The sequence below is a fragment of the Bradyrhizobium sp. WSM4873 genome, from assembly GCF_055811355.1.
On sequence record NZ_JBVVPS010000001.1, the window covers coordinates 678,739 to 700,441 of the forward strand.

Genomic DNA, 21,703 nt, shown 5'->3' on the forward strand with positions numbered 1-21,703 from the left:
GAAGCCGGACGCCTGTTGCAACGCGATGTTAATCGCGACGCAACATTCAAAATGAGACTGCCCGTTAAGCCGCGTACGGCTCCGGCACGTGCGCTGCATGCGAGTTCGGTTAGCCTCCATTTCAAGAACCGTTGGCCTTGCCCGAACGCCGCACCGCGCGGCGGACGCGTCAGGGCGCGGTGAAAAACAGCGACAAGAGCGCCCAGGGAGGAGAGCAATGTTGAAAGGCAGTCTAGGACTGATCGCGTTGAGCAGCCTGTTACTTTCGGGCACCGCCTTCGCACAGGAGAAGATCAAGGTCGGCGTCACCGCGACGCTCGAAGGCACCTACACCGTGCTCGGCGAGGACGGCATCCGCGGCTTCCAGACGGCCCTCAACGTGCTCGGCAAGAAGGTCGGCGACAAGGAACTCGAATTTGTCATCGCCTCGACCGACGCAACACCGGACTCCGCCGTACGAGCCGTGCGCAAGCTGATCGAACAGGACAAGGTGCAGATCCTGCTGTCACCGCTGTCCGGAGACGAAGGCATCGCGGTCAAAAATTTTGCAAAGACCCATCCCGAACTGACCTTCATCAACGCCGCATCGGGTGCCCAGGAAACGACCTATGTCGATCCCGCTCCGAACTTTTTCCGCTACAACATGGACGGCGCGCAGTGGCAGGTGGGCCTCGGCAAATACGCTTATGACCAAAAGAAGTATCGCAAGATCGCGACCGTCGGCGAAGACTACTCGTTCATCTATACGCAGGTGTTCGGCCTCGTGCTCGAGTTCTGCGGTGCCGGCGGACAGGTCACCAACCGGCAATGGGTGCCGCTCGGCACCAAGGACTTCGCCTCGGTTATCGCCGCACTGCCCGACGACGTCGACGCAATCTATCTCGGCCTCGGCGGCGCCGACGCCGTCAACTTCCTGAATCAGTACCAGCAGGCCGGCGGCAAGGCGCATCTGATGGGCGGCTCGATCATGATCGACCAGACCATCCTGTCGTCCAAGGGAAACGCCAAGAATGCCCTGATCGGCACGCTGGCCGCGAGCGGCCAGGCCGACACCTGGGAGAACCCGAGTTGGCAGAAGTTCGTGAAGGACTATCAGGACGCCTTCCCGCCCAACAAGCGCTTCCCGAGCCCATCTCTGCTCGCTACCAACTACTATGGCTCGACCATGGCGCTGATCCTGGCGCTGCGTCAGGTCAATGGAGATCTCTCCAACAATCAAGCCAAGTACAAGGAGGCCCTTGCCAAGATCGAACTCGACGCACCCAACGGAAAGATCAAGCTGGACTCCAACCGCCAAGCGATCGGCACCAACTTCGTTACCGAGGTTGTCGACGATGGCAAGGGCGCGCTGTTCTCAAAGGTTGTGAACGTAATCCCGAACGTCAACCAAACGCTGGGCTACGATCCCGCGGTGTTCGCCAAAATCGGTTTGCCGAGCCGCACAGTACCGGAATGTAAGAAATACTGACCTAGTCTCGTTCGCGAACGATGACCGGCCGGGGAGAGATTTGCCAGAAGCGCGACACGTGCGCCTTGCATTCTCTCCCCGGTTGTTGAACGCTAGCAAAAAACACCGGGAGCTTTTGGGAGGAGAGGCATGAGCCGGGCGCTCGCCGTCTTCCACGGCCGCTTTGGTCGGGCGACGGTCTATCAGTTGAACCGCCCTTTCAACATTCACGCACATCGCGAAGGTCATTTGATCTTCCATGTCGGCGGGCGTTCCGCATGCATCGATGTCAGCGACGGACGCTACGAGCTCACCGAAGGTTCCGTCGTCGCGGTCAATCCGTGGGAGCCGCATAATTTCCTGCCGTCCGATCTCGAAGGCGGCGCCGTTTTCTTCGTGCTCTACGTCAATGCGGAGTGGTTTGCGCCCGATGCGCCCGGCGCCGACCGCCTGCGCTTCGGCCGCACCCAGTTCACGCGGTCCGTTGCGCTGGACAAGCATATCAGGCACGCAGCCGCCCTCGTGTGCGGCGCTCCCTCGCTCAACAGCCTCGATGGCGAGCTGAGAGGCCTGATCGACATCTGTTACGACGAAAGCTGGCAACAGGCGGCGACCGCGCGCGATCCGCGCGCAAACGGTTCCGTCACGGATTTTCGTGTGCGCAAGTGCATCAAGATGATGTCGGAGAGTCCTGGCGCCGAGATCGAGCTCGACACCATCGCGCGCGAATCCGGCCTGTCCCGGCCGCATTTCTACCGGCTCTTCCGCACCCAGACCGGCGTCACGCCACACCTCTATCTCAACACGCTGATGATGGAGCAGGCGCTGGAGGCGCTGGTAGCAAGCGAAGCGCCGATCGCCGATATCGGCTTCGATCTCGGTTTCTCGTCGCAGAGCGGATTCACCCGCTTCTTCGCCGCCAATGTCGGCATGGCGCCGACCGATTATCGCCGTGCGGCCAAGGTTTTGCGCGCCTGACCGCGCGCGAAAAGATACTCACGATCAAGCGCCTGCCTTACAGCCGCATTAGGATGCGCCAAACGCGGTCCCGAAAAGAGGATCGCGCGCGATAGGGAGCGCACGTTCATGGCAGGGCTTGCGGCCGGCAACGGTCTGCGTGCCCCTCCGCCTTGCTTGCGGGGTGGCAGATGGGGTGACGTGACGACGGAGCGGCTATCATGACCCGCTTTGTCGAACGCCATCCCGCCTGGGCACTGATCGTCATCATCGTGATCGCGGTAGCACTCTGGCTGATTTTCGCGGTGTGGCCGCAGGGCGTCGAAGATGCGTTCGGCCGCAAGCGGGTCTTCCTCAACGCGCTCTTCAACGGCATCACGCTCGGCGGCCTCTATTTCCTCGTTGCCAGCGGCTTTACGCTAATCTTCGGCCTGATGCGCAACGTCAACCTCGCGCACGGCTCGCTCTATTTGTTCGGCGGCTATGTCGGCTACGCCATCAGCGCCGCGACCGGCTCATGGGTCCTCAGCTTCATCGTCGCTTTCATCCTGACGGCACTGGTCGGCGTCCTGCTCCAGGTCCTCGTCTTCCGCCGCATGGAGGGCCAGGACCTGCGCCAGACCATGGTGACGATCGGTCTCTCGATCGTGTTCGCCGATTTGATGCTCTGGGCCTGCGGCGGCGATTTCTATCAGATCCAGACTCCGAACTGGCTGATCGGACCTGTGGAGCTGCCGCTGGTCACGGCGGTCAAATCCTCAGGCGAGCCGGTCTATCTCCGCTATCCCATGGTCCGGCTCGTGATCTTCGCCGCGTCCGTCGTGATCGGCGTGGCGATGTGGCTGGCGCTCAACCGCACGCGGATCGGCATGATCATCCGCGCCGGCGTCGACGATCGCGACATCCTGGCTGCGACCGGGGTACGGATCCAACTCGTTTTCGTGGTGGTGTTTGCGCTCGGCGCCGGCCTCGCCGGAATCGCCGGCGTCGTTGGCGGAACGTTCCAGTCGCTCTCGCCCGGCGAGGATATCCGCTTCCTGCTCGCTTCCCTCGTCGTGGTGATCGTCGGTGGCATGGGCTCGATCCCGGGGGCTGCGCTGGGCGCGCTCATCATCGGCCTCGCCGAGCAGCTCGGCTCGGTCTACATCCCGACCTACGCCATCGTCGTGACCTTCCTGATCATGGTGCTGGTGCTGGCAATTCGGCCGCAGGGCCTGTTGGCGAGGCGCTGACATGTCCCTCGCTCACGACGCCCGCGTCCCGGTTCGTCCCACCGCTGCGGTGCAGCGCTCGAAATTGCGCGGATGGCCGGAGATCGACAATCCGGCGGCCTGGGCCGTCGCGGCCATTCTTCTGATCATGCCGCTGATCGCCAACGGCTTCTTCCTGATCGAAATCTTTGCGACCACGCTGATTCTCGGACTCATGGCGCTGAGTCTGATGTTTCTTGCCGGCTATGGCGGCATGGTCAGCCTGATGCAGCTCACCATCGCGGGTTTCTCCGCCTACATGGTCGCGGTGTTTGGCGTCAGCGGCAACGCCAATATCAGCCTGGGCTGGCCGTGGTGGCTTGCGGTCCCGATGGCGCTTGCGCTCGCGACCATCTTCGGCACGCTCGGCGGCGCGCTGGCGGTGCGCACCGAGGGCATCTACACCATCATGATCACGCTCGCGATCGGCGCGGCGTTTTATTATTTCACCAACCAGAACTGGGCGATTTTCAACGGCCATACTGGCATCAATACTGTTGCCACGCCGCATTTCTGGGGCGTCAACTGGCGCGCCGACATTCCTTTCTATTATATCGTCCTCGCCGTAGCCGCGCTGTGTTACTTCGCCGTCGACTACATCTCCCGCGCGCCGTTCGGCCTCGCGTTGCAAGGTGTCCGCGACAATCCCCGCCGCATGGCGGCGCTCGGCTTCAACGTCAATGCGCATCGCGTCGCGGCCTACGTCTTCGCGTCCTTCGTCGCGGCGCTGGCAGGGGTACTCCAGGTCTGGAATTACCGGCAGATTTCGCCGGGATCCGTGAGCGTCGGGGCCTGCATCGATATCCTCATCATCGCAGTCGTCGGCGGCATCACGCGCCCCATCGGACCCTTTATCGGCGCGCTGATCTTCGTGCTGCTGCGCACGTTCGCACTCGACTTCCTGGTCAAGCTGGGGCTCGACGGCAACCGCTTTCGGCTGCTGATCGGTCTCGGCTTCCTCGCGATCGTGTTCTGGTCCTCGGACGGCGTGATCGGGCTCTGGCAGAGCTGGCGCCGCCGCCAACGCTTCAGCGCGGCGAGTTCAAGCGGACGACCAGGCCGAGAATCTGGCCATGGATCCAACCAAGGATCCAACCATGGATAGCGTCGCGCAACGCCTCTCTGTGGTGGGCGCCGGCGCGGCGCTGGAGCTGCGCGGCGTGACGCGTCTGTTCGGCGCGCTCGCGGCACTCACCGACATCACCATTACCGTCCGCCCAGGCGAACGGCGCGCCGTGCTTGGCTCCAACGGCGCCGGCAAGACCACGCTATTCAACTGCATCACCGGCGACTTCCCACCTTCTAGTGGCACCATCCGCTTCTTCGGCGAGGACGTCACGCACTTCCCGCCCTATGAGCGCATCCGCCGCGGCCTGCGCCGGACTTACCAGATCTCCGCGCTGTTTCCCGGCCTCACGGTCCAGGACAATGTCTATCTCGCCTGCCGTGGCGTCTCACGTGGGCGCTTCTCGTTTCTCCGCCCCGGCCAGAACGATGCGTTGATGCACGCGGCCGAAAATCTCGTGCAGGCCGTCCATCTCTCGGGCGTGAAGGATCAGCGCGTTGCCGAGCTCGCGCATGGCCAGCAGCGCCAGCTCGAGATCGCACTTGCGCTTGCCGGCGCGCCACGATTCGTCCTGTTCGATGAACCCGCCGCGGGACTGTCGCCGACCGAGCGCGCCGAGCTGATCGAAATATTGACCTCCCTGCCCGCGCATATCGGCTACATCATCATCGAGCACGACATGGACGTCGCCCTGCGCGTCGTCGAGAGCGTCACGATGATGCACAACGGGCGGATCTTCAAGGAAGGTCGTCCGCAGGAGATCGAGTCCGATCCCGAAGTGCAGGAGCTTTACCTCGGAGGCGGCCATGAATGAGGTCCGCCGTACGGCCGCCGCCCTCGAAGTGCGCGGCTTGGACGTCTATTATGGCCATTCGCATGCGCTGCAGGGCGTGGATCTGACGCTCGAGGCCGGCGTGTTCTCGGTTGTCGGCCGCAACGGCATGGGCAAGACCACGCTATGCAAGGCCATCATGGGGCTGGTGCCGGTCAGCGGCGGCTCGATCCGCATCCGCGGGGATGAGATCACCCGACAGCCGCCTGCCCACATAGCCCGACTCGGCGTCGGCTACGTTCCGCAGGGACGGCGGCTGTGGCGATCACTCAGCGTCGAAGAGCATCTGCAGCTTGCCGCCGGCTTGCGCCGCGGCGCCTGGACGGTCGAGCGCATCTACAAGACGTTTCCGCGGTTGGCCGAGCGCAAAGATCACGGCGGCGGCCAGCTCTCCGGCGGCGAGCAACAGATGCTTGCGATCTCGCGCGCGTTGCTCACCAACCCGCGGCTTCTGATCATGGATGAGCCCACCGAGGGGCTCGCTCCCGTCATCGTGGCCCAGGTGGAGGAGATGCTGCTACGGCTCGGCGAGGACGGCGACATGTCCGTGCTCGTGATCGAGCAGAATATCGGCGTGGCGACCGCCGTGTCGCGCAACGTCGCGATCATGGTCAACGGTCGCGTCAACCGCATCATCGATTCGGTGCGGCTTGCCGCCGATCGCGAACTGCAGCAGCGCCTGCTCGGTGTCGGAATCCACGCCGGACTCGAGCTCGATCTCGACGTGCCACCGGCGGATACGGAAGCGAAGCCTCCTCCGCAGCAGACGCGGCCAGGCGGCGCGATCCGCATCTACATGTCAAACCCGACGCCGCCGACACGGTGGTCGCAGCCTATGCCGATCGCCCGCATCGAGGCTGCCGCCCGCACGTTCTCGACACAGGTGATGCGTCTCGACGAGACGGCACGGCGACGGCGCGAACCCGTTGCCACCCAAACGCAGGGCCCTCCGGTCGTGCTCGTCGTCGGTACGCTCGACACCAAGGGCGCGGAGCTCCGCTTCATCCGCGACATCATCGCCGGGACCGGCCTGCGAACGCGATTGGTCGATGTCTCGACCAGCGGCAGGCACGCGGCCAGCGACGTCTCCGCCCAGGAGATCGCCTTGAACCATGGTCGCGGCGGATCGGCGGTATTCGGACCCGACCGCGGCGCCGCCGTCACCGCGATGGCCGAGGCCTTCGCCAGCTGGTTGCGGCGCCAGAACAATGTTGCCGGCGTGATTTCGGCGGGCGGCTCGGGCGCAGCGTCGCTGGTCGCGCCCGGTATGCGGATGCTTCCTGTCGGGGTGCCGAAGCTCATCGTCTCGTCCGTCGCCTCCGGCGACGTCGGGCCCTATGTCGGCCCCGCGGACATCACCATGATGCATTCGGTCGCCGACGTGCAGGGCCTCAACTCGATCTCGCGCGCCGTGCTGGCCAACGGCGCCAACGCGCTGGCCGGCATGGTAAAGGCGCGCCTAGATCAGCACGCACGGAAGGATCGCGACGACAGCGGATTGCCGTCGGTCGGAATCACCATGTTCGGTGTGACCACGCCGGCGGTGCAGAAGATCGCGGCCGACTTGCGCGAGGATTTCGAGTGCCTGGTCTTCCACGCCACCGGCGTCGGCAGGCGCTCAATGGAGAAGCTCGTCGATTCCGGGCAGCTCGCAGGCGTCATCGACCTCACGACCACGGAGGTCGGGGACCTCCTGATGAGTGGCGTGTTCCCGGCCACCGACGACCGCTTTGGCGCCATCATCCGCAGCCGAGTGCCTTATGTCGGCTCGGCGGGCGCGCTGGACATGGTGAATTTCGGCGCCCCCGAGACCATCCCGGAGCGCTACCGCGGCAGGAAATTCCACGTCCACAACCCGCAGGTCACACTGATGCGCACCACCGCGGAGGAGAACGAGCGCATGGGGCACTGGATCGCCGATCGGCTCAACCGGATGGACGGTCCGGTGCGCTTCTTCCTGCCCGAGGGCGGCGTCTCCGCGCTCGACACGCGCGGACAGCCGTTCTGGGATCCAGAGGCCGATGCGGCGCTGTTCCGCACGCTGGAGCGCAACGTGCGGCAGACCGCCAACCGTCAGCTCATTCGCGTTCCCAAGAACATCAATGACCCCGAGTTCGCCTCCACCCTTGTCAGCGCGTTCCGAACATTGTTCGGCCGCATTGGGGCGCGCCGGAGATTAGCGAGGTGACCGATGGCCCGGTTTGAACGCGCTGCACTGTTGAAGCGCTTCCGCGACATGGCAAGGCACGGCGAGCCCATCGTCGGCGGCGGCGCCGGCACCGGCCTTTCGGCAAAATGCGAGGAGGCCGGCGGTGTCGACCTCATCGTCATCTACAATTCCGGCCGCTACCGAATGGCCGGCCGGGGCTCGCTCGCGGGATTGATGGCTTACGGCGACGCCAACGCCATCGTGCTGGAGATGGCCGGCGAAGTGCTGCCCGTCGTGACCAGGACGCCAGTGCTCGCCGGCGTCAACGGCACGGATCCGTTCCGCGATATGGATCTTTTCCTGGACCAATTGAAAGCGCTCGGCTTCGCCGGCGTGCAGAACTTTCCGACCGTCGGCCTTATCGACGGCGTGTTCCGCGCCAATCTCGAAGAGACCGGCATGTCCTATGCGCTCGAGATCGACATGATCGCAAAGGCGCGCGAGAAGGACCTGCTGACGACGCCCTACGTCTTTAGCGAGAAGGAAGCCGCCGCGATGGCGATCGCGGGCGCGGATATCATCGTCTGTCATCTGGGCCTGACGATCGGGGGCAGCATCGGCGCGCAAACCGCACTCAAGCTGACGGATTGCCCGGCGCACATCGACACCTGGGCCTCCGCCGCGCTCGGCGTCAATCCGGACATTCTTGTGCTCGCTCACGGTGGACCGATCTCCGATCCGGACGATGCCGATTTCATCATGAGGAATACACGCAATTGCCACGGCTTCTACGGCGCCTCCTCGATGGAACGGCTGCCGGTCGAACGGGCGCTGACGGATCAGGTTCGCAAATTCAAGGCGATCGGCGCGCGATAACGCCGAAAGGTCGAGGGAGAGAAACATGTCAGGGACTCTGGTCGGTGAATTGATCCTCTGGCTGATCGTCGCCGTCGTGGTGATCGTGGTCGGCGTCTACATCGTGAACTGGCTCTATCACCGCTCGTCCAAGGAGACCTCATTCGTTCGGACCGGCCTGCTCGGCGAGCGCGTCGTGATCAACGGCGGCGCCTTCGTGCTGCCGTTCATCCACGACTACACGCCCGTCAACATGAACGTGCAGCCGATGGGCATCGTTCGCTCCCGCCAGGATGCCGTGATCACCCGTGACCGCATGCGCGTCGACATCGAGGCCGATTTCTATGTCCGGGTGCAGGCAACCCGCGAAGCTGTGTCTATCGCGGCCGCCACGCTCGGCCGCCGTACCATGGAGCCCGAACAGCTCCACGCCCTCCTCGCCGGCAAATTCATCTCCGCCATTCGTTCCGTTGCCTCGGAGATGACGCTCGAGCAGATGCACGAGCAGCGCGGTGAGTACGTCGCCCGCCTCAAGGCGAACGCGGCAGAGGCCCTCGCCCAGAACGGACTCGAGCTGGAGTCAGTGGCGATCACCGATCTCGACCAGACCGATCTCGAATTCTTCAACCCCTCGAACCGCTTCGACGCCGAAGGTCTGACCCGCCTGATGGAGGACATCGAGGCCAAGCGCAAACTGCGCAACGACATCGAGCAGGATTCGATGATCAAGATCCGCTCTCGCAACCTGGAGGCCGAGCGGCAGGCTCTCGAGATCGAACGCGAAAGCGAGACGGCGCGCCTCGAACAGGAGCGTGACATCGAGATGCGCCGGGCCCTGCAACGCACCGAGGTCGCACGCGAGCGGGCCCTGCGCGAGACCGAAGCCGAGCAGGCGCAGATTTCCGCCCGTGAAACCATCGAGAAGGCGCGAATCGCCAACGACCAGGCAATCGCCGAAGCCCGCATCGCCTCGGAGCGTGAGACCCGCCAGCGGGAGATCGAGCGCACCCGGACCATCGAGGAGAAGGAGCTGCTCGCACGCGAGGAGATAGAGAAGACCCGGATCGCCAACCAGCGCTCGATCGACACCAGCCGCATCGCTTCCGAACGCGAGGTCCGCCAGCGCGAAATCGAGCGGATGCAGACCATCGAGGAAGCCGAGATCACCGCCCGCGAGGCGATCGAGAAAGCGCGTATCCAGCAAGACCGCGTCGTGACCGACGCCCGCATCGCCAACGAAGAGGAGACCCGGCGCCGCGAGATCGACCGGACCCGCGCTGTGGACGAAGCCGAGATCGCTGCCCGCGAGACGACCGAGAAGGCCCGCATCGCCCAGACCATGATCGTCAATGTCGAGCGCATCGCGTCTGACGAGCGCACACGCGCGCTGGAGATCCAGCAGGTGCGTAACATCCAGGAAGCCGAAATTGAGGCGCAGCGCGCGGTCGAGGCGGCGCGCATCGCCCGCGAGCACAGGCTCGCCGTCGAGCGCATCGCGGTCGAGCAGAATACCCGGCAGTTGGAGATCGAACGCAATCAGACGCTCGAGGTCGCAGAAGTCACGGCGCGCGAAGCCACGGAAGCTGCCCGCATCACCCAGCAAGAACGCGTGCGCTCCCTGGAAATCGCCCGCAACCGCGCCGTCGAGGAAGCCGACATTGCCTCACGCGAAGCCATCGAAGCCGCCCGGATCGCGCAGGAGAAGTCCGTTGCAGCCGAGCGTATTCAGGCCGAGCGTGACACACGCGCGCTCGAGATCGAGCGCACCGCCGTGCTCGAGGCGGCCGAGTTGAAGCGACGCGACGCCATCGAGCGCCAGCGCATCGGCGTCGATCTCGCGCTCGAAGTCGAGCGGATCACGTCCTCCAAGAAGCGCGAAGTCCTCAACATCGAGCACAAGAAGGCGATCGAGATCGCGGATGAGGACCGCGTCATTGCGCTCTCGACCAAGAAATCCGAGCGCATCGACGCCGACCGCCAGGTCAGGCAGGCTGAGATTGTCGCGCGCAAGGAGGTCGAGACCACCGATGTCTCGCGCGAGCATGCGCTGGAGGCGGCGCGGATCGAACGCCGCCGTTCGATCGAACAGCTCGAAGTCGCTCGCGTCCAGTCGCTCCAGGAAGCGGAAATCGCCGCGCGCGAAGAGGTCGAGCGCTCCCGCATCGCCTCCGATCGCGGCCTCGACGAGGCCCGTATCGGCCGCGAGCGCGAGCTGCGCAAGCTTGAAATTAATCGCGAGAAGGAGGTCGAGACCGTTCTCATGGAGAAGGCGATTGCCATCCACCTCAAGTCGTTGGAAGAATCCGCGGCCAAAGCCTCGGCCGAGGAGGCGCGGGTGCATGCCACTGAAGCCACCGAGCGCGTCATCACCGCGCGCGAGAGCGAGATCGCGAAGCGTCGCAAGACCGTGGAAATCCTGATCGCCGAGAAACAGGCCGAGGAAACGCGAATTGCCGCGGAAGCCGAACGGATCCGCGCTGCAGTCGAGGCCGAAGCCCAGCGTATGCTCAACGAGGCCGAGAACGTGCTAACCGACCAGGCGCGGTACTCGCTGTTCCGTAGAAAGCTGCTCGACCGCATCGAAGGCATCGTCCGCGAGAGCGTCAAGCCGATGGAGAAGATCGAGGGCATCCGCATCCTTCAGGTCGATGGCCTCAACGGCAACGGCCATGGCGGCAATGGCGGCCGTAGCGCGACCGACGAGGTGATCGACTCGGCGCTGCGCTACCGCGTCCAGGCGCCGCTGATCGACTCGCTTCTGGCGGACATCGGCGTCGAAGGCGGCAGCCTCGCCAAGATGCCAGGCCTGATCCGGGAGGCTCGCGACATGCAGGGCATCAAGGACTCCGCACGCAAGGGCGGCGGCGGTGGCGAGAAGCCAGCCGCTGCGCCCTCGCCTTCGGCCGACGGCGAGCCGCCCGCCGAGCGCAGCCCTCGGAAGAAGAGCTGAGGTCGCACCATGGCCCGCGTCTACGTCTCAACCGTCGTCAACGCGCGCAACGATCGCGTCTGGGCGCGGGTACGCGACTTCAACGGTCTGCCGAACTGGCATCCCGCGATCGCGGAAAGCCGCATCGAGGGCGGTGAACCCTCCGACAAGATCGGCTGCGTCAGGGATTTTCGCCTGCGCAACGGCGATCGTATCCGGGAAAAGCTGCTCGGCCTGTCCGATTACGACATGTTTTGCACCTACTCGATCCTCGAATCCCCGATGGGGGTCGAGGACTACGTCGCGACGCTTCGGCTGACGCCGGTCACGGACGGCGACCAGACCTTCATGGAATGGACCGCCGAGTTCGACTGCGCACCCGAGCGGGAGGCGGAACTCGTCGCGAATATCGGCGGCGGCGTGTTCCAGGGCGGCTTCGACGCCCTCAAACGCCAGTTCGGAGGCTGAGCGCGGTGCCGCATATCGTCAAGAGCACGATCCTGGATGCGCCGACCGACTCCGTGTGGGCCGTGCTGCGCGACTTCAACGGGCACGATCGCTGGCATCCGGCGGTCGCGACCTCCACGATCGAGCGTGCGCAGGCCTCAGACAAGATCGGCTGCGTCAGGCGCTTCAAGCTGCAGGACGGCTCGGAGCTGCGCGAGCAATTGCTGACGCTGTCGGATCTGGAGCAGACCTTCAGCTATTGCCTGCTCGATACGCCGGTCCCGATGTTCAACTACGTGGCCCACGTCCGCCTGCTGCCCGTGACCGACGGCGACCGCACCTTCTGGCACTGGGAATCCCGCTTCTCGACGCGGCCAGAGGACAAGGACCGGATCACCCACATGGTCGCCGAAGACATCTACCAGGCGGGATTCGACGCGATCCGCCGGCACCTCAAGGAGGCCGTGTCAACATGACTGTGACCGTGAAGACCTTCACGAGCTCGAGCGAGGCCGCCGCCGCGCTGTCGTCCGATCGCAACGCGCGCTATCTCGGCGGCGGCACGCTGGTGATGCGCGCACTGAACGAAGGCGACATCTCGATCTCGACCGTCGTGCGCGCAAATGACCATGCCTTGACGCGCATCGACCCCTCCGGCCCGCGGATCACACTGGGTGCGAGCGTAACTTTCGCCCGGATTCTGGGCGAGCGCGACCTCGCTTTCCTGCACGCCCCTGCCCGCTCGATTGGTGGCCCGGCGGTGCGCAACATGGGTACGGTGGGCGGCAATCTGTTCGCGCCCAATCCCTATGGCGATTTCACCGTCGCCCTGCTTGCGCTCGATGCCACCGTGGCTCTGCAAGGCGGTTTTGGATCGCGCGACATTCCAATTGAGGAGTTTTTGCAGTCGCGTGAAAGGCAGGCGGGCACGCTCGTGCTGTCGGTGTCGTGCACACGACCAACAAGCCCGGAGGCTTTCCGCTACCGCAAGATCGCACGGATCAAGCCCAAAGGCGGCTCGGTCATCACGCTCGCCGCACATCTGCCAATCAGTGGCGGACGGATCGCCGGAGCACGAATTGCATTGGGATCGATGGCGCCGACGCAAATACGTGCACGGGCGGCCGAACGCGCTCTGGAAGGCCGCTCGCTCGATGCCGCGACCGTTGCGGCCGCCGCCTCCGCAGCCGCGGAAGGAACATCGCCGTCCGACAATGCGCTCGGCAGCGCCTGGTATCGCCGCGAGATCGTCGGCGTACACCTGCGTCGTCTTCTTTTGGATCAGGAATAGATCGTATGGCCAAGACTGCCCTGCAATTTCGTCACAACGGCAGCGATGTCGCCATTTTCGTCGATGGCGGCACCAACCTGCTCGTCGCGCTTCGCGAATTGATCGGCGATATGACGCCGAAATTCGGCTGCGGCCAGGGCGGCTGCGGCACGTGCAGCGTCCTGATCGACGGCGAGCTCCATCTCTCCTGTCTGACGCTGGCCGAGACCGTCGCCGGCCGCTCCGTCGAGACGCTGGATAGCCTGAAGCAAGGACGCAACCTCCACCCGCTGCAACACGCTTTTGCCGAGAACTTTGCTGCCCAGTGCGGCTATTGTACGCCGGGCATGCTGATGGCTGCCAAGGCACTGCTTGATCGCAATCCCTCCCCGAGCCGCGCCGAGATCGTCGAGGCGATCTCCGGCAACATCTGCCGGTGCACCGGTTACGAGCCGATCATCAACGCCATCCTCGCCGCCTCCGGCGGCCGGGTGAGCGCCTGAAGGACCACCTCATGCTGGAACTGCGCAAGGATATTTTCGCCGACGAGCGCGACGACAATCTCAACGAGATCGGCAAGGGAACGCAGCGCCAGGACATGCTCGGCCATGTCACGGGCACATCGAGCTATTTCAACGACCACAAGCTCCAGGGCATGCTGCACCTGAAAGTCGTCCGCTCGACCCATTCGCATGCAAGGATCCGACGGATCGACACCGCGGACGCCGAGCGCTCAGCCGGCGTGCGCCGGATCATCCGCGGCTCCGACGTGCCCCGTAACCTCAACACACTTTTGAGCCTGATCAATTTCGGCAGGGACGACGAGCCGTCGCTGGCTGTCAACAAGGTCCGCTACAAGGGGGAGCCGATCCTGGCCATCGTCGCCGACAGCGAGCGCGAGGCGTTCGAGGCAATCGCAAAGGTGCGGATCGACTATGAGCCGCTGCCGACCGTGTTCGACGTTGAAGATGCTCTGAAGGCCGGCGCGCCCGTCGTCAACGATACGTATCCGAAGAATGCCTTCATTTATCACGACGCATACGACCACCAGAAGCTCCGCTTTGGTGACGCCGATGCCGCACTCGCGACCGCCGATCACGTGCTCGAACAGCGTTACCAGATGTCGCCTATCGAGCACGCGCCGACCGAGACCAATGGGGCGATCGCAGCGCCCGACACCAACGGCCGCTATGTCGTCTATACGTCGACGCAGGCGCTGTTCTTCTCGGTTGACACCTGCGCCAAGATCCTCGACGTCCCCTCCAACACCTTCCATTTCATCGGCGGCACGGTCGGCGGCGGCTTTGGCGGCAAGGTGGACACGCTGACCGAACCTTTATGCATCCTGGGTGCGATGCTGACGGGACGTCCCGTGCGTTACGTGTTCGGACGCGAAGAAGAGATGCAATACGGCCCGCCGCGCGGCGCCGAGCGCATCTACATCAAGGACGGCGTGATGCGCGACGGCCGGGTCGTCGCGCGAAAGGTCCGCGCATATTTCGACAGCGGCGCATATACGCGGCTATCGAGCTATGCCGCGGTGAAATGCGCAGCCCATCTGCCGGGCCCCTACACCATCCCGAACGTTTATGGCGACGTCTACTGCGTCTTCACCAACCGTACGCCGGCAACCGCGATGCGCGGCTTTGGCGTCACGGCAATGGATTTTGCGATCGAGTGCCAGATGGACAAGCTCGCGAATCTCGTCGGCATGGATCCGATGGAGTTCCGGATCCTCAATGCCTATCGCGACGGCGACATGAAGGCGCATCGGCGCGAGGCCAAGAACACGGCGCTGATCGAGTGTGTCCAGGTCGCAGCGGAGAAAGCCAAATGGCCGATCCGCGACGAGTTCAAGCGCGCCTCCTCCCGCAAGGACGGTGGCGGCAGCCGCGCCGCCATCCCGCGGACGCCTGCCGATACCAAAGCGCGGACAGCTGCGCCGGCGCAGCAGCGCACGAGCTATGATCGCCTGCCGACGGCCGGGTTACGGGAACCACCGCGCGAGCCCCCACCACCGACTCCGCCCTCGCCGCAGCCACCGCGGCCGGCATCGCCGGCGCATGGGGCGGGCCGCTTCTCATCCGTGTTCGGCACCAGGAGACGTTGAGATGACCCGACATCGCGGACGCGGCATCGCTTCGGTCAATTATCCCATCGGCATGAACCTCGGCGGCGATCCCAGCCAAGCCCTGGTTCATTCCAATCCAAGCGGCAAGTTCACCGTGGCGCTATCCTCGATCGACCTCGGTCAGGGCATGAAGTCGGTAACGCGACAGATTTGCGCAGAGACACTCGGCGTACCCGTCGAGGACGTCTATGTCGACACCGCCGATTCCGACACCGGCCCGCATTGCATGGGCTCGTTTGCCTCGCGCGGCACCCACCGCGTCGGCAATGCCGTGATGGCGGCGGCGCGCGAGGCGCGCGGCGTGATGATGGAGGCGGCCGCAGAGGAACTCGAGGTCAATGCCGCCGATCTCGAAACCGACGGACGGGGCAACATCCACGTCAAGGGTGCGCCGCACCGCTCGATCTCCACCAAGGACGTCGCCATCGCGGCGCAGTTCAAACAGGGCAAGACCATCTCGGGCCGTGGCATCTTCCTGGTGCCGCTCTCGAACGTCGATCCGGAAACTGGCGAGATGTCGCCGGCGACCTGCTATGCCCATGCCTGTCTCGTCGCCGAGGTCGAGGTCGACGACGAGACCGGCGAGGTCACGATGATCCGCATGGACTCTGCCTATGAGCTCGGCCGTGCGCTCAACCCGCGTCTGGTCGAGCAACAGCTCGTCGGCGGCGCCTGGATGGGCGTCAGTCACGCGCTCTACGAGACGCCTGAACCCTATTATCCAGACCCTGTCCACGGCCCTCGCGACTTCGTCGAATATGTCATGCCCGGTCCTGGCGACATCTGCCCGCACGACATCGCCGTGTTGGAACGCCCCGCGCCCGATGGCCCTTTCGGCGCCAAAGGCCCCGGCGAAATGTGCGCGAATCCCGTATTGCCGGCCGTTGCGAACGCCATCTTCAACGCCGTCGGCGTCCGCATCGACGATCTGCCGATTACGCCGGAGAAGGTGCTGCGCGCGATCAAGGCTGAGGGCGGCGCGCGCCCTCAGGCGCGGCGCTGAGGGCGCGATGGCCGTCCGCAGCAACATCGTCGGCATCGATAGCCCCGAAGCACTGGAGAAGGCGCTTCGGGCGGCCTATTACCTCGCCGACGAGGGGCTGGCGACCGCAGCCTATCTCGCTCTCGCACTCGGCAAGCCATTGCTGCTGGAGGGCGCGCCGGGCGTCGGCAAGACCGAGGCCGCCAAAGCCATTGCCGCCGTCCTCGGCCGCCGCCTGATCCGCCTGCAATGCTACGAAGGCATCGACGCATCCGCCGCACTTTACGAATGGAACTATCCGCGCCAGATGCTCGCAATCCGCCAGGCCGGCGATGAGAGCATCGACATCTACGGCGAAACGTTTCTGATCGAGCGACCGATGTTGGCGACGCTCCGCGCGCCTGACTCAACTGTGCTGCTGATCGACGAAATCGATCGCGCCGACCAGGAGTTCGAAGCCTTCCTGCTCGAGTTTCTGTCCGACTTCCAGATCTCGATCCCGGAGCGCGGTACGGTGCGTGCCTCGGAGCGTCCGGTCGTCGTCCTGACCTCAAACCGCACGCGGGATCTTCATGAAGCGTTGCGGAGGCGCTGCGTCTATCACTGGATCGACTATCCCTCGGCGGAGCGCGAAGCCCGCATCGTGATGATGCGGGCCTCCAGCGTTGCGGAGGGGACCGCGCGCGCCGTCGTCGCGGCCGTCGAGAAGCTGCGGCGCGAGCCGCTCAGCAAGGCGCCAGGGATTGCCGAGGCCGTCGACTGGGCTGAGGCCGCCACGCTGTTGCACAAGGGCGGCGCGCGGTGGCCCGATGCCTTCAGGCGCTCGATCGGCGTTGCCCTGAAAGACGAGGAGGATCTGCACTTCATTTCGCCGCGGCTGGACGCCCTGCTGGCGGAGGCCTCTGCATGAGCGCCGAACCCGAACTGCCGCGCGCTGCGCGTGTTTTCATCTCGTTCGTGGGGCTCCTGCGAACGAACGGGTTTGCCGTCGCACCGGAACAGACGACCTCGTTCCTGGCCGCGATCCAGTTGCTCGGTCCCCGCAGCCTGGAGGACATTCGGCAGGCAGCCCTCGCGACACTGGCCCCTCCACCGGAGCGTCGCGCAACGTTCGACCGGCTGTTCGATCTGCACTTTCGCGGAAACGAGGCCATCGAGCGCGTCGATGATGGCGAGGACGAGGAGACGGTTCGGCTGCAGGAGGAGGCCCGTGGAAACGACGAGCCGCTGTTGTCGGACGAGGCCAACGAGTCCGGTCTCGCAGCTGCGCGCACCGAAGCTCTGGTCGAGCGCCGCTTTGCGCAGCTCTCGACCACCGATGCGCTGCGCCGGCTGTCCCGCGAGGCGTCCAGGCGCCTGCCGAAGCGGCGCGGCCATCGCCGCATGCGGGCACGCAGCGGTCCCTACGCGGATTTGCGCCGCACCCTGCGCGACTCCGTGCGCAGCGACGGCGAAATCCTCCGGCTGGGACGTTTGAAGCGGCGGCAGCGTCCACGCAAGGTGTTGCTTCTGATTGACGTCTCCGGCTCGATGAAGACCCGCACCGAAGAGAACATGAAGTTCGCGCACACGCTAGTGCAGGCGGCGCCCACCGTCGAGGTCTTCACCTTCGGCACGCGGCTGACCCGCATCACCCGCCCGTTGCGTCTCAAACGCCGTGAGCAGGCGCTCAACGCCGCAGCCTATGCGGTCAGCGACTGGGACGGCGGCACCCGGATCGGCGACGCGCTCCAGGCCTTTCTCGCCGTGCCCCGCTTCAGCGGATACGCGCGGGGCGCTGCCGTGATCATCGTTTCCGACGGCCTGGAGCGCGGCGAACCCGATGTGCTGCGCGATGCGGTCGCGAAACTATCGCGCCGTGCGTGGCGCGTGAGCTGGCTGACGCCGCTCGCGGCTGGTCCCGGCTTTCGCCCGCAGACCGAAGCGCTGGTCGCGATCGAACGCTTCGTCGACGACCTCGTCGATGGAGGATCGAGCGCGTCGATCGTCGCGCACGTGCTGGCGCTGGGACAAAGGAGAGTTGCGTGACCGACATCGTCGATGGGCACCATCATATCTGGCGCCAGGCCGACCTGCCCTGGCTGGTGGGTCCGATGCAGCCGCGCATCTTCGGTCCATACGAGCCGATCCGGCGCGATTACCCGATAGAGGAATATCTCCGCGACCTTGAAGGCAGCGGCGTCACCCGCTCGGTCTATGTCCAGACCAACTGGGCCAATGACCGCTTCGAGGACGAGGCGGCTTGGGTGCAGCAGACCGCCGAGGCGCACGGCTGGCCGCATGCCATCGTAGCTTACGCCGATTTTTCAGTGGACGACGTGCGTCCACAGCTCGACCGCCTGAAGCGCTATTCCCTCGTACGCGGCGTCCGCATGCAACTGCATTGGCACAAGAACCCGCTATATCGCTTTGCCGCGCGGCCGGATCTCTGCACCGATCCCGTGATCCAGCGCAACATCGCCCGCCTTGCGGGCTATGGCTGGAGCTTTGACCTTCAGGTGTTCACACCCCAGATGCCGGATGCCGCACACCTTGCGGAAGCCTGCCCCAAGGTGACCTTTATCCTGCAGCACGCCGGCATGCTGGAGGACCTTTCACCCTCAGGCCGCGCCGCGTGGCGCGCCGGGATGGCCCGCCTCGCAGCCTGCCCGAACGTCGTTTCGAAACTGTCGGGGCTCGGAACCTTCATCCACCGCAACGAGGCCGCGCATATCGCATCCGTCCTGGTCGATACGATCGCGATCTTCGGCGCTGAACGCTGCCTGTTCGGCTCGAATTTCCCAATCGAGAAATTGTGGACCAGCTATCGCGAGCTGATCGATGCGTTCCGTGCCGCAGCGGCGCCGCTACGAGATGATCAGCGCGAAGCCGTTTTCAGAACCACCGCCATGCGCGTCTATCGGCTCTGAGCCTGAGGAAACGAACGAAAACAGACACTGGGAGGGACGGAATGCCGCTGGAGATCAAGATCCTGGACTACGGCGATATCGAGCTGGAATCGAGTTTTCTGGTTCTCGGCCACGACTGCGGCCGCACCCGCCGTGTCCTCACCCTCGGCTTCCTGATCCTCGGCGGCAAATATCCGGTCGTGGTAGACACCGGTTACCGCTCCAACCAGATCATGGAAACGCTGGGCATGCGCGGCCTGCAGTATCACGAGCACATGATCGAGAACCAGCTTGCGCGGCACGGCGTGCGGATGGGAGATGTGCGTTTCGTCTGCCACACCCATCTGCATATCGACCACGCCGGCAAGGACGATCTGTTTCCGATGAACACGACCGTCGTCCTCAACCGCCGAGAGCTTGAATATTCCGTGTCCGGCCTGATGCATCCGCAATATCCGGCGCCGGATATCAAGCATCTGATCGACCGTCTGCACACCAAGAGTGCGCTGCGCTTTCTCGACCTCGAGATCACAGGTCCCATCGAGCTGATGCCGGGCGTCTACTGCGACGCCGCGAATGCGCATACCGAGGGCTCGATGAACATCATCGTCGAAACCGCCGACGGCATCGCCACCATCTGCGGCGACGTGATCTACGATTTCAACGACCAGATCGTGACGCCCTTCAACGAGATCCACGACTGGGAGCCACGCACCACCGGCAACCACGGCACCACCAAGCGCGCCGAGAAGGCTGCCATCAAGAAGCTGCTCAGCAATTCGCGCTATCTGCTGCCAGTCCACGACCGACCCGCCAAGATCGAAGGCGGCAACGTCGTCGGCCGGCTGCACGACCAGGTCCCTGGACCGATCGTGCAATCCCTGCCCCAGCGCAACTGGTTTCCGGCCTAGACGCCAGAGGATCGACCGATGACGCACGTCACCTTGCGTTCCGAATTCGAGACCCTGATCGACCCCTACGCACCGCTCGCCCAAGTCGGCACCGGTTTTGATTTCACGGAGGGACCGATCTGGCATCCAGTCGATCATTATCTGCTGTTCTCCGACATGCCGGGCGACGTACGCCGGCGCTGGGATGCGCGGCGCGGCGTCGCCGAGGTCAAGCGTCCCTCGAACAAATGCAACGGCATGACCTATGACGCCGAGCTCAATTTAATCGTTTGCGAGCACGCGACATCGTCGTTGATCCGCGAGCGGCCGGATGGGCGGCGCGAGGTGCTGGCCTCGCACTTTGGGGGACAGGAGCTCAACAGCCCCAATGACGTCTGCGTGCACTCCTCCGGGGCGATCTATTTCTCGGATCCCTGGTATGGCCGGATGCCGGTCTATGGCGTCGAGCGGCCAAGGCAGCTCGGTTTCCAGGGCGTCTATCGAGTCCTGCCCGGCGCCGAGCCGAAGCTCGTCGTGGACCGCAATCTGTTCGACCAGCCGAACGGGCTGTGCTTCTCGCCGGACGAGAGGCTGCTCTATGTCAACGACACCGTGCAGGCATTGATCCGCGTGTTCGATGTCAATTCCGACGGGTCTCTGTCGACCGCGCGGGTGTTCGCGAGCGGCATCCGCTCTGAGCTCGAGCCCGGCCTGCCCGACGGCATGAAGTGCGACCAGCACGGCAACGTCTGGGTCACGGCACCCGGCGGGGTCTGGGTCTATTCGCCGCGGAGCGAGCTGCTCGGCAAGCTCCGCCTGCCCGAACTCGTCGCCAATCTTACCTGGGGCGGGCCGGATTTCCGCACGCTGTACCTGACTTCGACGCACTCGGTCTATGCCATCCCCACCAAGGTCGGACCGCACCACGAGCCCTATATGAGCGGCAAGCGAGGCGGCGGCACAGCGGCCGCCGGCTCTGCTTCCGCTGCACCCGTCGTTGCCGAGATGCAGATCGACCCGCGACGCTGTGCCATGATCATCCAGGATCTCCAGAACGACGTCATCATGGACGGGGGCGCATTCGCCGATTCCGGCGCGCCCGGGCATGCGCGCGAGCAGCATGTCATCGAGAATGTCCGCCGCCTGGCCGAGACTGCGCGCGCGCACGGCGTCGCTATCATTCATGTCTGGTTCGTCGTCGAGCCCGGCGCGCCCGGCGTGACGCTGAATTCGCCGCTGTTCGAGGGTCTCGTCGACAGCAAGGCGATGGTGCGCGGAAGCTGGGGCGCGGCACCGGTATCAGGTCTGGAACCACGGCCCGGCGACTTCGTGGTCGAGAAGGTGCGAATGAGCGCCTGGGAAGGCACGAGGCTCGAAACGATCCTGAGAGCCACCGGCCGCGACATGATCATCAACACCGGCGCATGGACCAACATGTCGGTCGAGCACACGGCGCGGACGGGTGCCGACAAGGGCTACTTCATGATCGTTCCCGAGGATTGCTGCTCGACCATGAATGCCGATTGGCACGCTGCGTCGATCAACTTCGCCATGCAGAACGTCGCCGTCGTGACCAAGGCCGATGCGGTCATCAAAGCGCTGGGATGAGC

The 21,703-nt window shown here is 64.7% G+C and carries 19 protein-coding genes; all 19 read left to right on the forward strand.

Going from position 1 to position 21,703, the window contains the following annotated elements; translation table 11 throughout:
- Positions 1–217 precede the first annotated feature (217 nt).
- The 19 genes from AC0L21_RS03330 to AC0L21_RS03420 all read left to right on the forward strand — a co-directional run bounded on the left by AC0L21_RS03330 (position 218) and on the right by AC0L21_RS03420 (position 21,701).
- Positions 218–1,468 carry an ABC transporter substrate-binding protein gene (locus tag AC0L21_RS03330; RefSeq protein ID WP_007593010.1) on the forward strand — a complete coding sequence of 417 codons (1,251 nt, stop codon included), beginning with the start codon at positions 218–220 and terminating at the stop codon, positions 1,466–1,468.
- Positions 1,469–1,597: 129 nt separating this feature from the next.
- Complete coding sequence (locus tag AC0L21_RS03335; RefSeq protein WP_473258059.1) at positions 1,598–2,425, forward strand: AraC family transcriptional regulator; 828 nt, start codon at positions 1,598–1,600, stop codon at positions 2,423–2,425.
- Between the two features lie 200 nt (positions 2,426–2,625).
- The gene (locus AC0L21_RS03340; RefSeq protein ID WP_473258061.1) at positions 2,626–3,636 is read left to right on the forward strand and encodes a branched-chain amino acid ABC transporter permease; all 1,011 of its coding nucleotides are present in this window, start codon (positions 2,626–2,628) and stop codon (positions 3,634–3,636) included.
- A gap of 1 nt (position 3,637) precedes the next feature.
- Positions 3,638–4,759, forward strand: a complete 1,122-nt coding sequence (locus tag AC0L21_RS03345; protein ID WP_473258063.1) for a branched-chain amino acid ABC transporter permease — start codon at positions 3,638–3,640, stop codon at positions 4,757–4,759.
- Complete coding sequence (locus AC0L21_RS03350; protein ID WP_007593014.1) at positions 4,752–5,534, forward strand: ABC transporter ATP-binding protein; 783 nt, start codon at positions 4,752–4,754, stop codon at positions 5,532–5,534. Before AC0L21_RS03345 ends, AC0L21_RS03350 begins: the two co-directional genes overlap by 8 nt.
- Positions 5,527–7,740: a Tm-1-like ATP-binding domain-containing protein gene (locus AC0L21_RS03355; protein ID WP_473258065.1), complete on the forward strand. Its 2,214-nt coding sequence runs from the start codon at positions 5,527–5,529 to the stop codon at positions 7,738–7,740. Before AC0L21_RS03350 ends, AC0L21_RS03355 begins: the two co-directional genes overlap by 8 nt.
- A 3-nt stretch (positions 7,741–7,743) precedes the next feature.
- Positions 7,744–8,577, forward strand: coding sequence for a phosphoenolpyruvate hydrolase family protein (locus AC0L21_RS03360; RefSeq protein WP_473258068.1), 834 nt, complete (start codon positions 7,744–7,746; stop codon positions 8,575–8,577).
- A gap of 25 nt (positions 8,578–8,602) precedes the next feature.
- The gene (locus AC0L21_RS03365) at positions 8,603–11,506 is read left to right on the forward strand and encodes a flotillin family protein (RefSeq protein ID WP_473258070.1); all 2,904 of its coding nucleotides are present in this window, start codon (positions 8,603–8,605) and stop codon (positions 11,504–11,506) included.
- Between the two features lie 9 nt (positions 11,507–11,515).
- Positions 11,516–11,953 carry an SRPBCC family protein gene (locus tag AC0L21_RS03370; protein WP_007593021.1) on the forward strand — a complete coding sequence of 146 codons (438 nt, stop codon included), beginning with the start codon at positions 11,516–11,518 and terminating at the stop codon, positions 11,951–11,953.
- 5 nt (positions 11,954–11,958) lie between these two features.
- Entirely contained in the window at positions 11,959–12,408 is a 450-nt protein-coding gene (locus AC0L21_RS03375) for an SRPBCC family protein (protein ID WP_473258074.1), read from the forward strand.
- Positions 12,405–13,223 carry an FAD binding domain-containing protein gene (locus tag AC0L21_RS03380; RefSeq protein WP_473258076.1) on the forward strand — a complete coding sequence of 273 codons (819 nt, stop codon included), beginning with the start codon at positions 12,405–12,407 and terminating at the stop codon, positions 13,221–13,223. The genes AC0L21_RS03375 and AC0L21_RS03380 overlap by 4 nt, the downstream gene beginning before the upstream one ends.
- A gap of 5 nt (positions 13,224–13,228) precedes the next feature.
- On the forward strand, positions 13,229–13,705 hold the full coding sequence (locus AC0L21_RS03385) for a (2Fe-2S)-binding protein (protein ID WP_473258078.1): 477 nt from the start codon (positions 13,229–13,231) through the stop codon (positions 13,703–13,705).
- Positions 13,706–13,716: 11 nt separating this feature from the next.
- Positions 13,717–15,312 carry a xanthine dehydrogenase family protein molybdopterin-binding subunit gene (locus AC0L21_RS03390; protein WP_473258081.1) on the forward strand — a complete coding sequence of 532 codons (1,596 nt, stop codon included), beginning with the start codon at positions 13,717–13,719 and terminating at the stop codon, positions 15,310–15,312.
- A 1-nt stretch (position 15,313) separates the two neighbouring features.
- Entirely contained in the window at positions 15,314–16,336 is a 1,023-nt protein-coding gene (locus tag AC0L21_RS03395) for a xanthine dehydrogenase family protein molybdopterin-binding subunit (protein ID WP_007593027.1), read from the forward strand.
- Positions 16,337–16,343: 7 nt separating this feature from the next.
- Positions 16,344–17,225: an AAA family ATPase gene (locus AC0L21_RS03400; protein ID WP_473258084.1), complete on the forward strand. Its 882-nt coding sequence runs from the start codon at positions 16,344–16,346 to the stop codon at positions 17,223–17,225.
- Positions 17,222–18,343 carry a vWA domain-containing protein gene (locus AC0L21_RS03405; protein WP_473258086.1) on the forward strand — a complete coding sequence of 374 codons (1,122 nt, stop codon included), beginning with the start codon at positions 17,222–17,224 and terminating at the stop codon, positions 18,341–18,343. The genes AC0L21_RS03400 and AC0L21_RS03405 overlap by 4 nt, the downstream gene beginning before the upstream one ends.
- Positions 18,340–19,224, forward strand: a complete 885-nt coding sequence (locus AC0L21_RS03410; RefSeq protein ID WP_473258088.1) for an amidohydrolase family protein — start codon at positions 18,340–18,342, stop codon at positions 19,222–19,224. Before AC0L21_RS03405 ends, AC0L21_RS03410 begins: the two co-directional genes overlap by 4 nt.
- A gap of 41 nt (positions 19,225–19,265) precedes the next feature.
- A complete protein-coding gene (locus AC0L21_RS03415; protein WP_027569306.1) occupies positions 19,266–20,114 on the forward strand; it encodes an MBL fold metallo-hydrolase in 849 nt (282 codons plus the stop codon).
- 18 nt (positions 20,115–20,132) lie between these two features.
- On the forward strand, positions 20,133–21,701 hold the full coding sequence (locus AC0L21_RS03420; protein WP_473258090.1) for an isochorismatase family protein: 1,569 nt from the start codon (positions 20,133–20,135) through the stop codon (positions 21,699–21,701).
- Positions 21,702–21,703 lie beyond the last annotated feature (2 nt).

Bases quoted from the DNA above. Each gene is read 5' to 3' on its own strand.
- AC0L21_RS03330 (WP_007593010.1), top strand. From the start codon at position 218: ATGTTGAAAGGCAGTCTAGGACTGATCGCGTTGAGCAGCCTGTTACTT.
- AC0L21_RS03335 (WP_473258059.1), top strand. From the start codon at position 1,598: ATGAGCCGGGCGCTCGCCGTCTTCCACGGCCGCTTTGGTCGGGCGACG.
- AC0L21_RS03340 (WP_473258061.1), top strand. From the start codon at position 2,626: ATGACCCGCTTTGTCGAACGCCATCCCGCCTGGGCACTGATCGTCATC.
- AC0L21_RS03345 (WP_473258063.1), top strand. From the start codon at position 3,638: ATGTCCCTCGCTCACGACGCCCGCGTCCCGGTTCGTCCCACCGCTGCG.
- AC0L21_RS03350 (WP_007593014.1), top strand. From the start codon at position 4,752: ATGGATAGCGTCGCGCAACGCCTCTCTGTGGTGGGCGCCGGCGCGGCG.
- AC0L21_RS03355 (WP_473258065.1), top strand. From the start codon at position 5,527: ATGAATGAGGTCCGCCGTACGGCCGCCGCCCTCGAAGTGCGCGGCTTG.
- AC0L21_RS03360 (WP_473258068.1), top strand. From the start codon at position 7,744: ATGGCCCGGTTTGAACGCGCTGCACTGTTGAAGCGCTTCCGCGACATG.
- AC0L21_RS03365 (WP_473258070.1), top strand. From the start codon at position 8,603: ATGTCAGGGACTCTGGTCGGTGAATTGATCCTCTGGCTGATCGTCGCC.
- AC0L21_RS03370 (WP_007593021.1), top strand. From the start codon at position 11,516: ATGGCCCGCGTCTACGTCTCAACCGTCGTCAACGCGCGCAACGATCGC.
- AC0L21_RS03380 (WP_473258076.1), top strand. From the start codon at position 12,405: ATGACTGTGACCGTGAAGACCTTCACGAGCTCGAGCGAGGCCGCCGCC.
- AC0L21_RS03385 (WP_473258078.1), top strand. From the start codon at position 13,229: ATGGCCAAGACTGCCCTGCAATTTCGTCACAACGGCAGCGATGTCGCC.
- AC0L21_RS03390 (WP_473258081.1), top strand. From the start codon at position 13,717: ATGCTGGAACTGCGCAAGGATATTTTCGCCGACGAGCGCGACGACAAT.
- AC0L21_RS03395 (WP_007593027.1), top strand. From the start codon at position 15,314: ATGACCCGACATCGCGGACGCGGCATCGCTTCGGTCAATTATCCCATC.
- AC0L21_RS03400 (WP_473258084.1), top strand. From the start codon at position 16,344: ATGGCCGTCCGCAGCAACATCGTCGGCATCGATAGCCCCGAAGCACTG.
- AC0L21_RS03405 (WP_473258086.1), top strand. From the start codon at position 17,222: ATGAGCGCCGAACCCGAACTGCCGCGCGCTGCGCGTGTTTTCATCTCG.
- AC0L21_RS03415 (WP_027569306.1), top strand. From the start codon at position 19,266: ATGCCGCTGGAGATCAAGATCCTGGACTACGGCGATATCGAGCTGGAA.
- AC0L21_RS03420 (WP_473258090.1), top strand. From the start codon at position 20,133: ATGACGCACGTCACCTTGCGTTCCGAATTCGAGACCCTGATCGACCCC.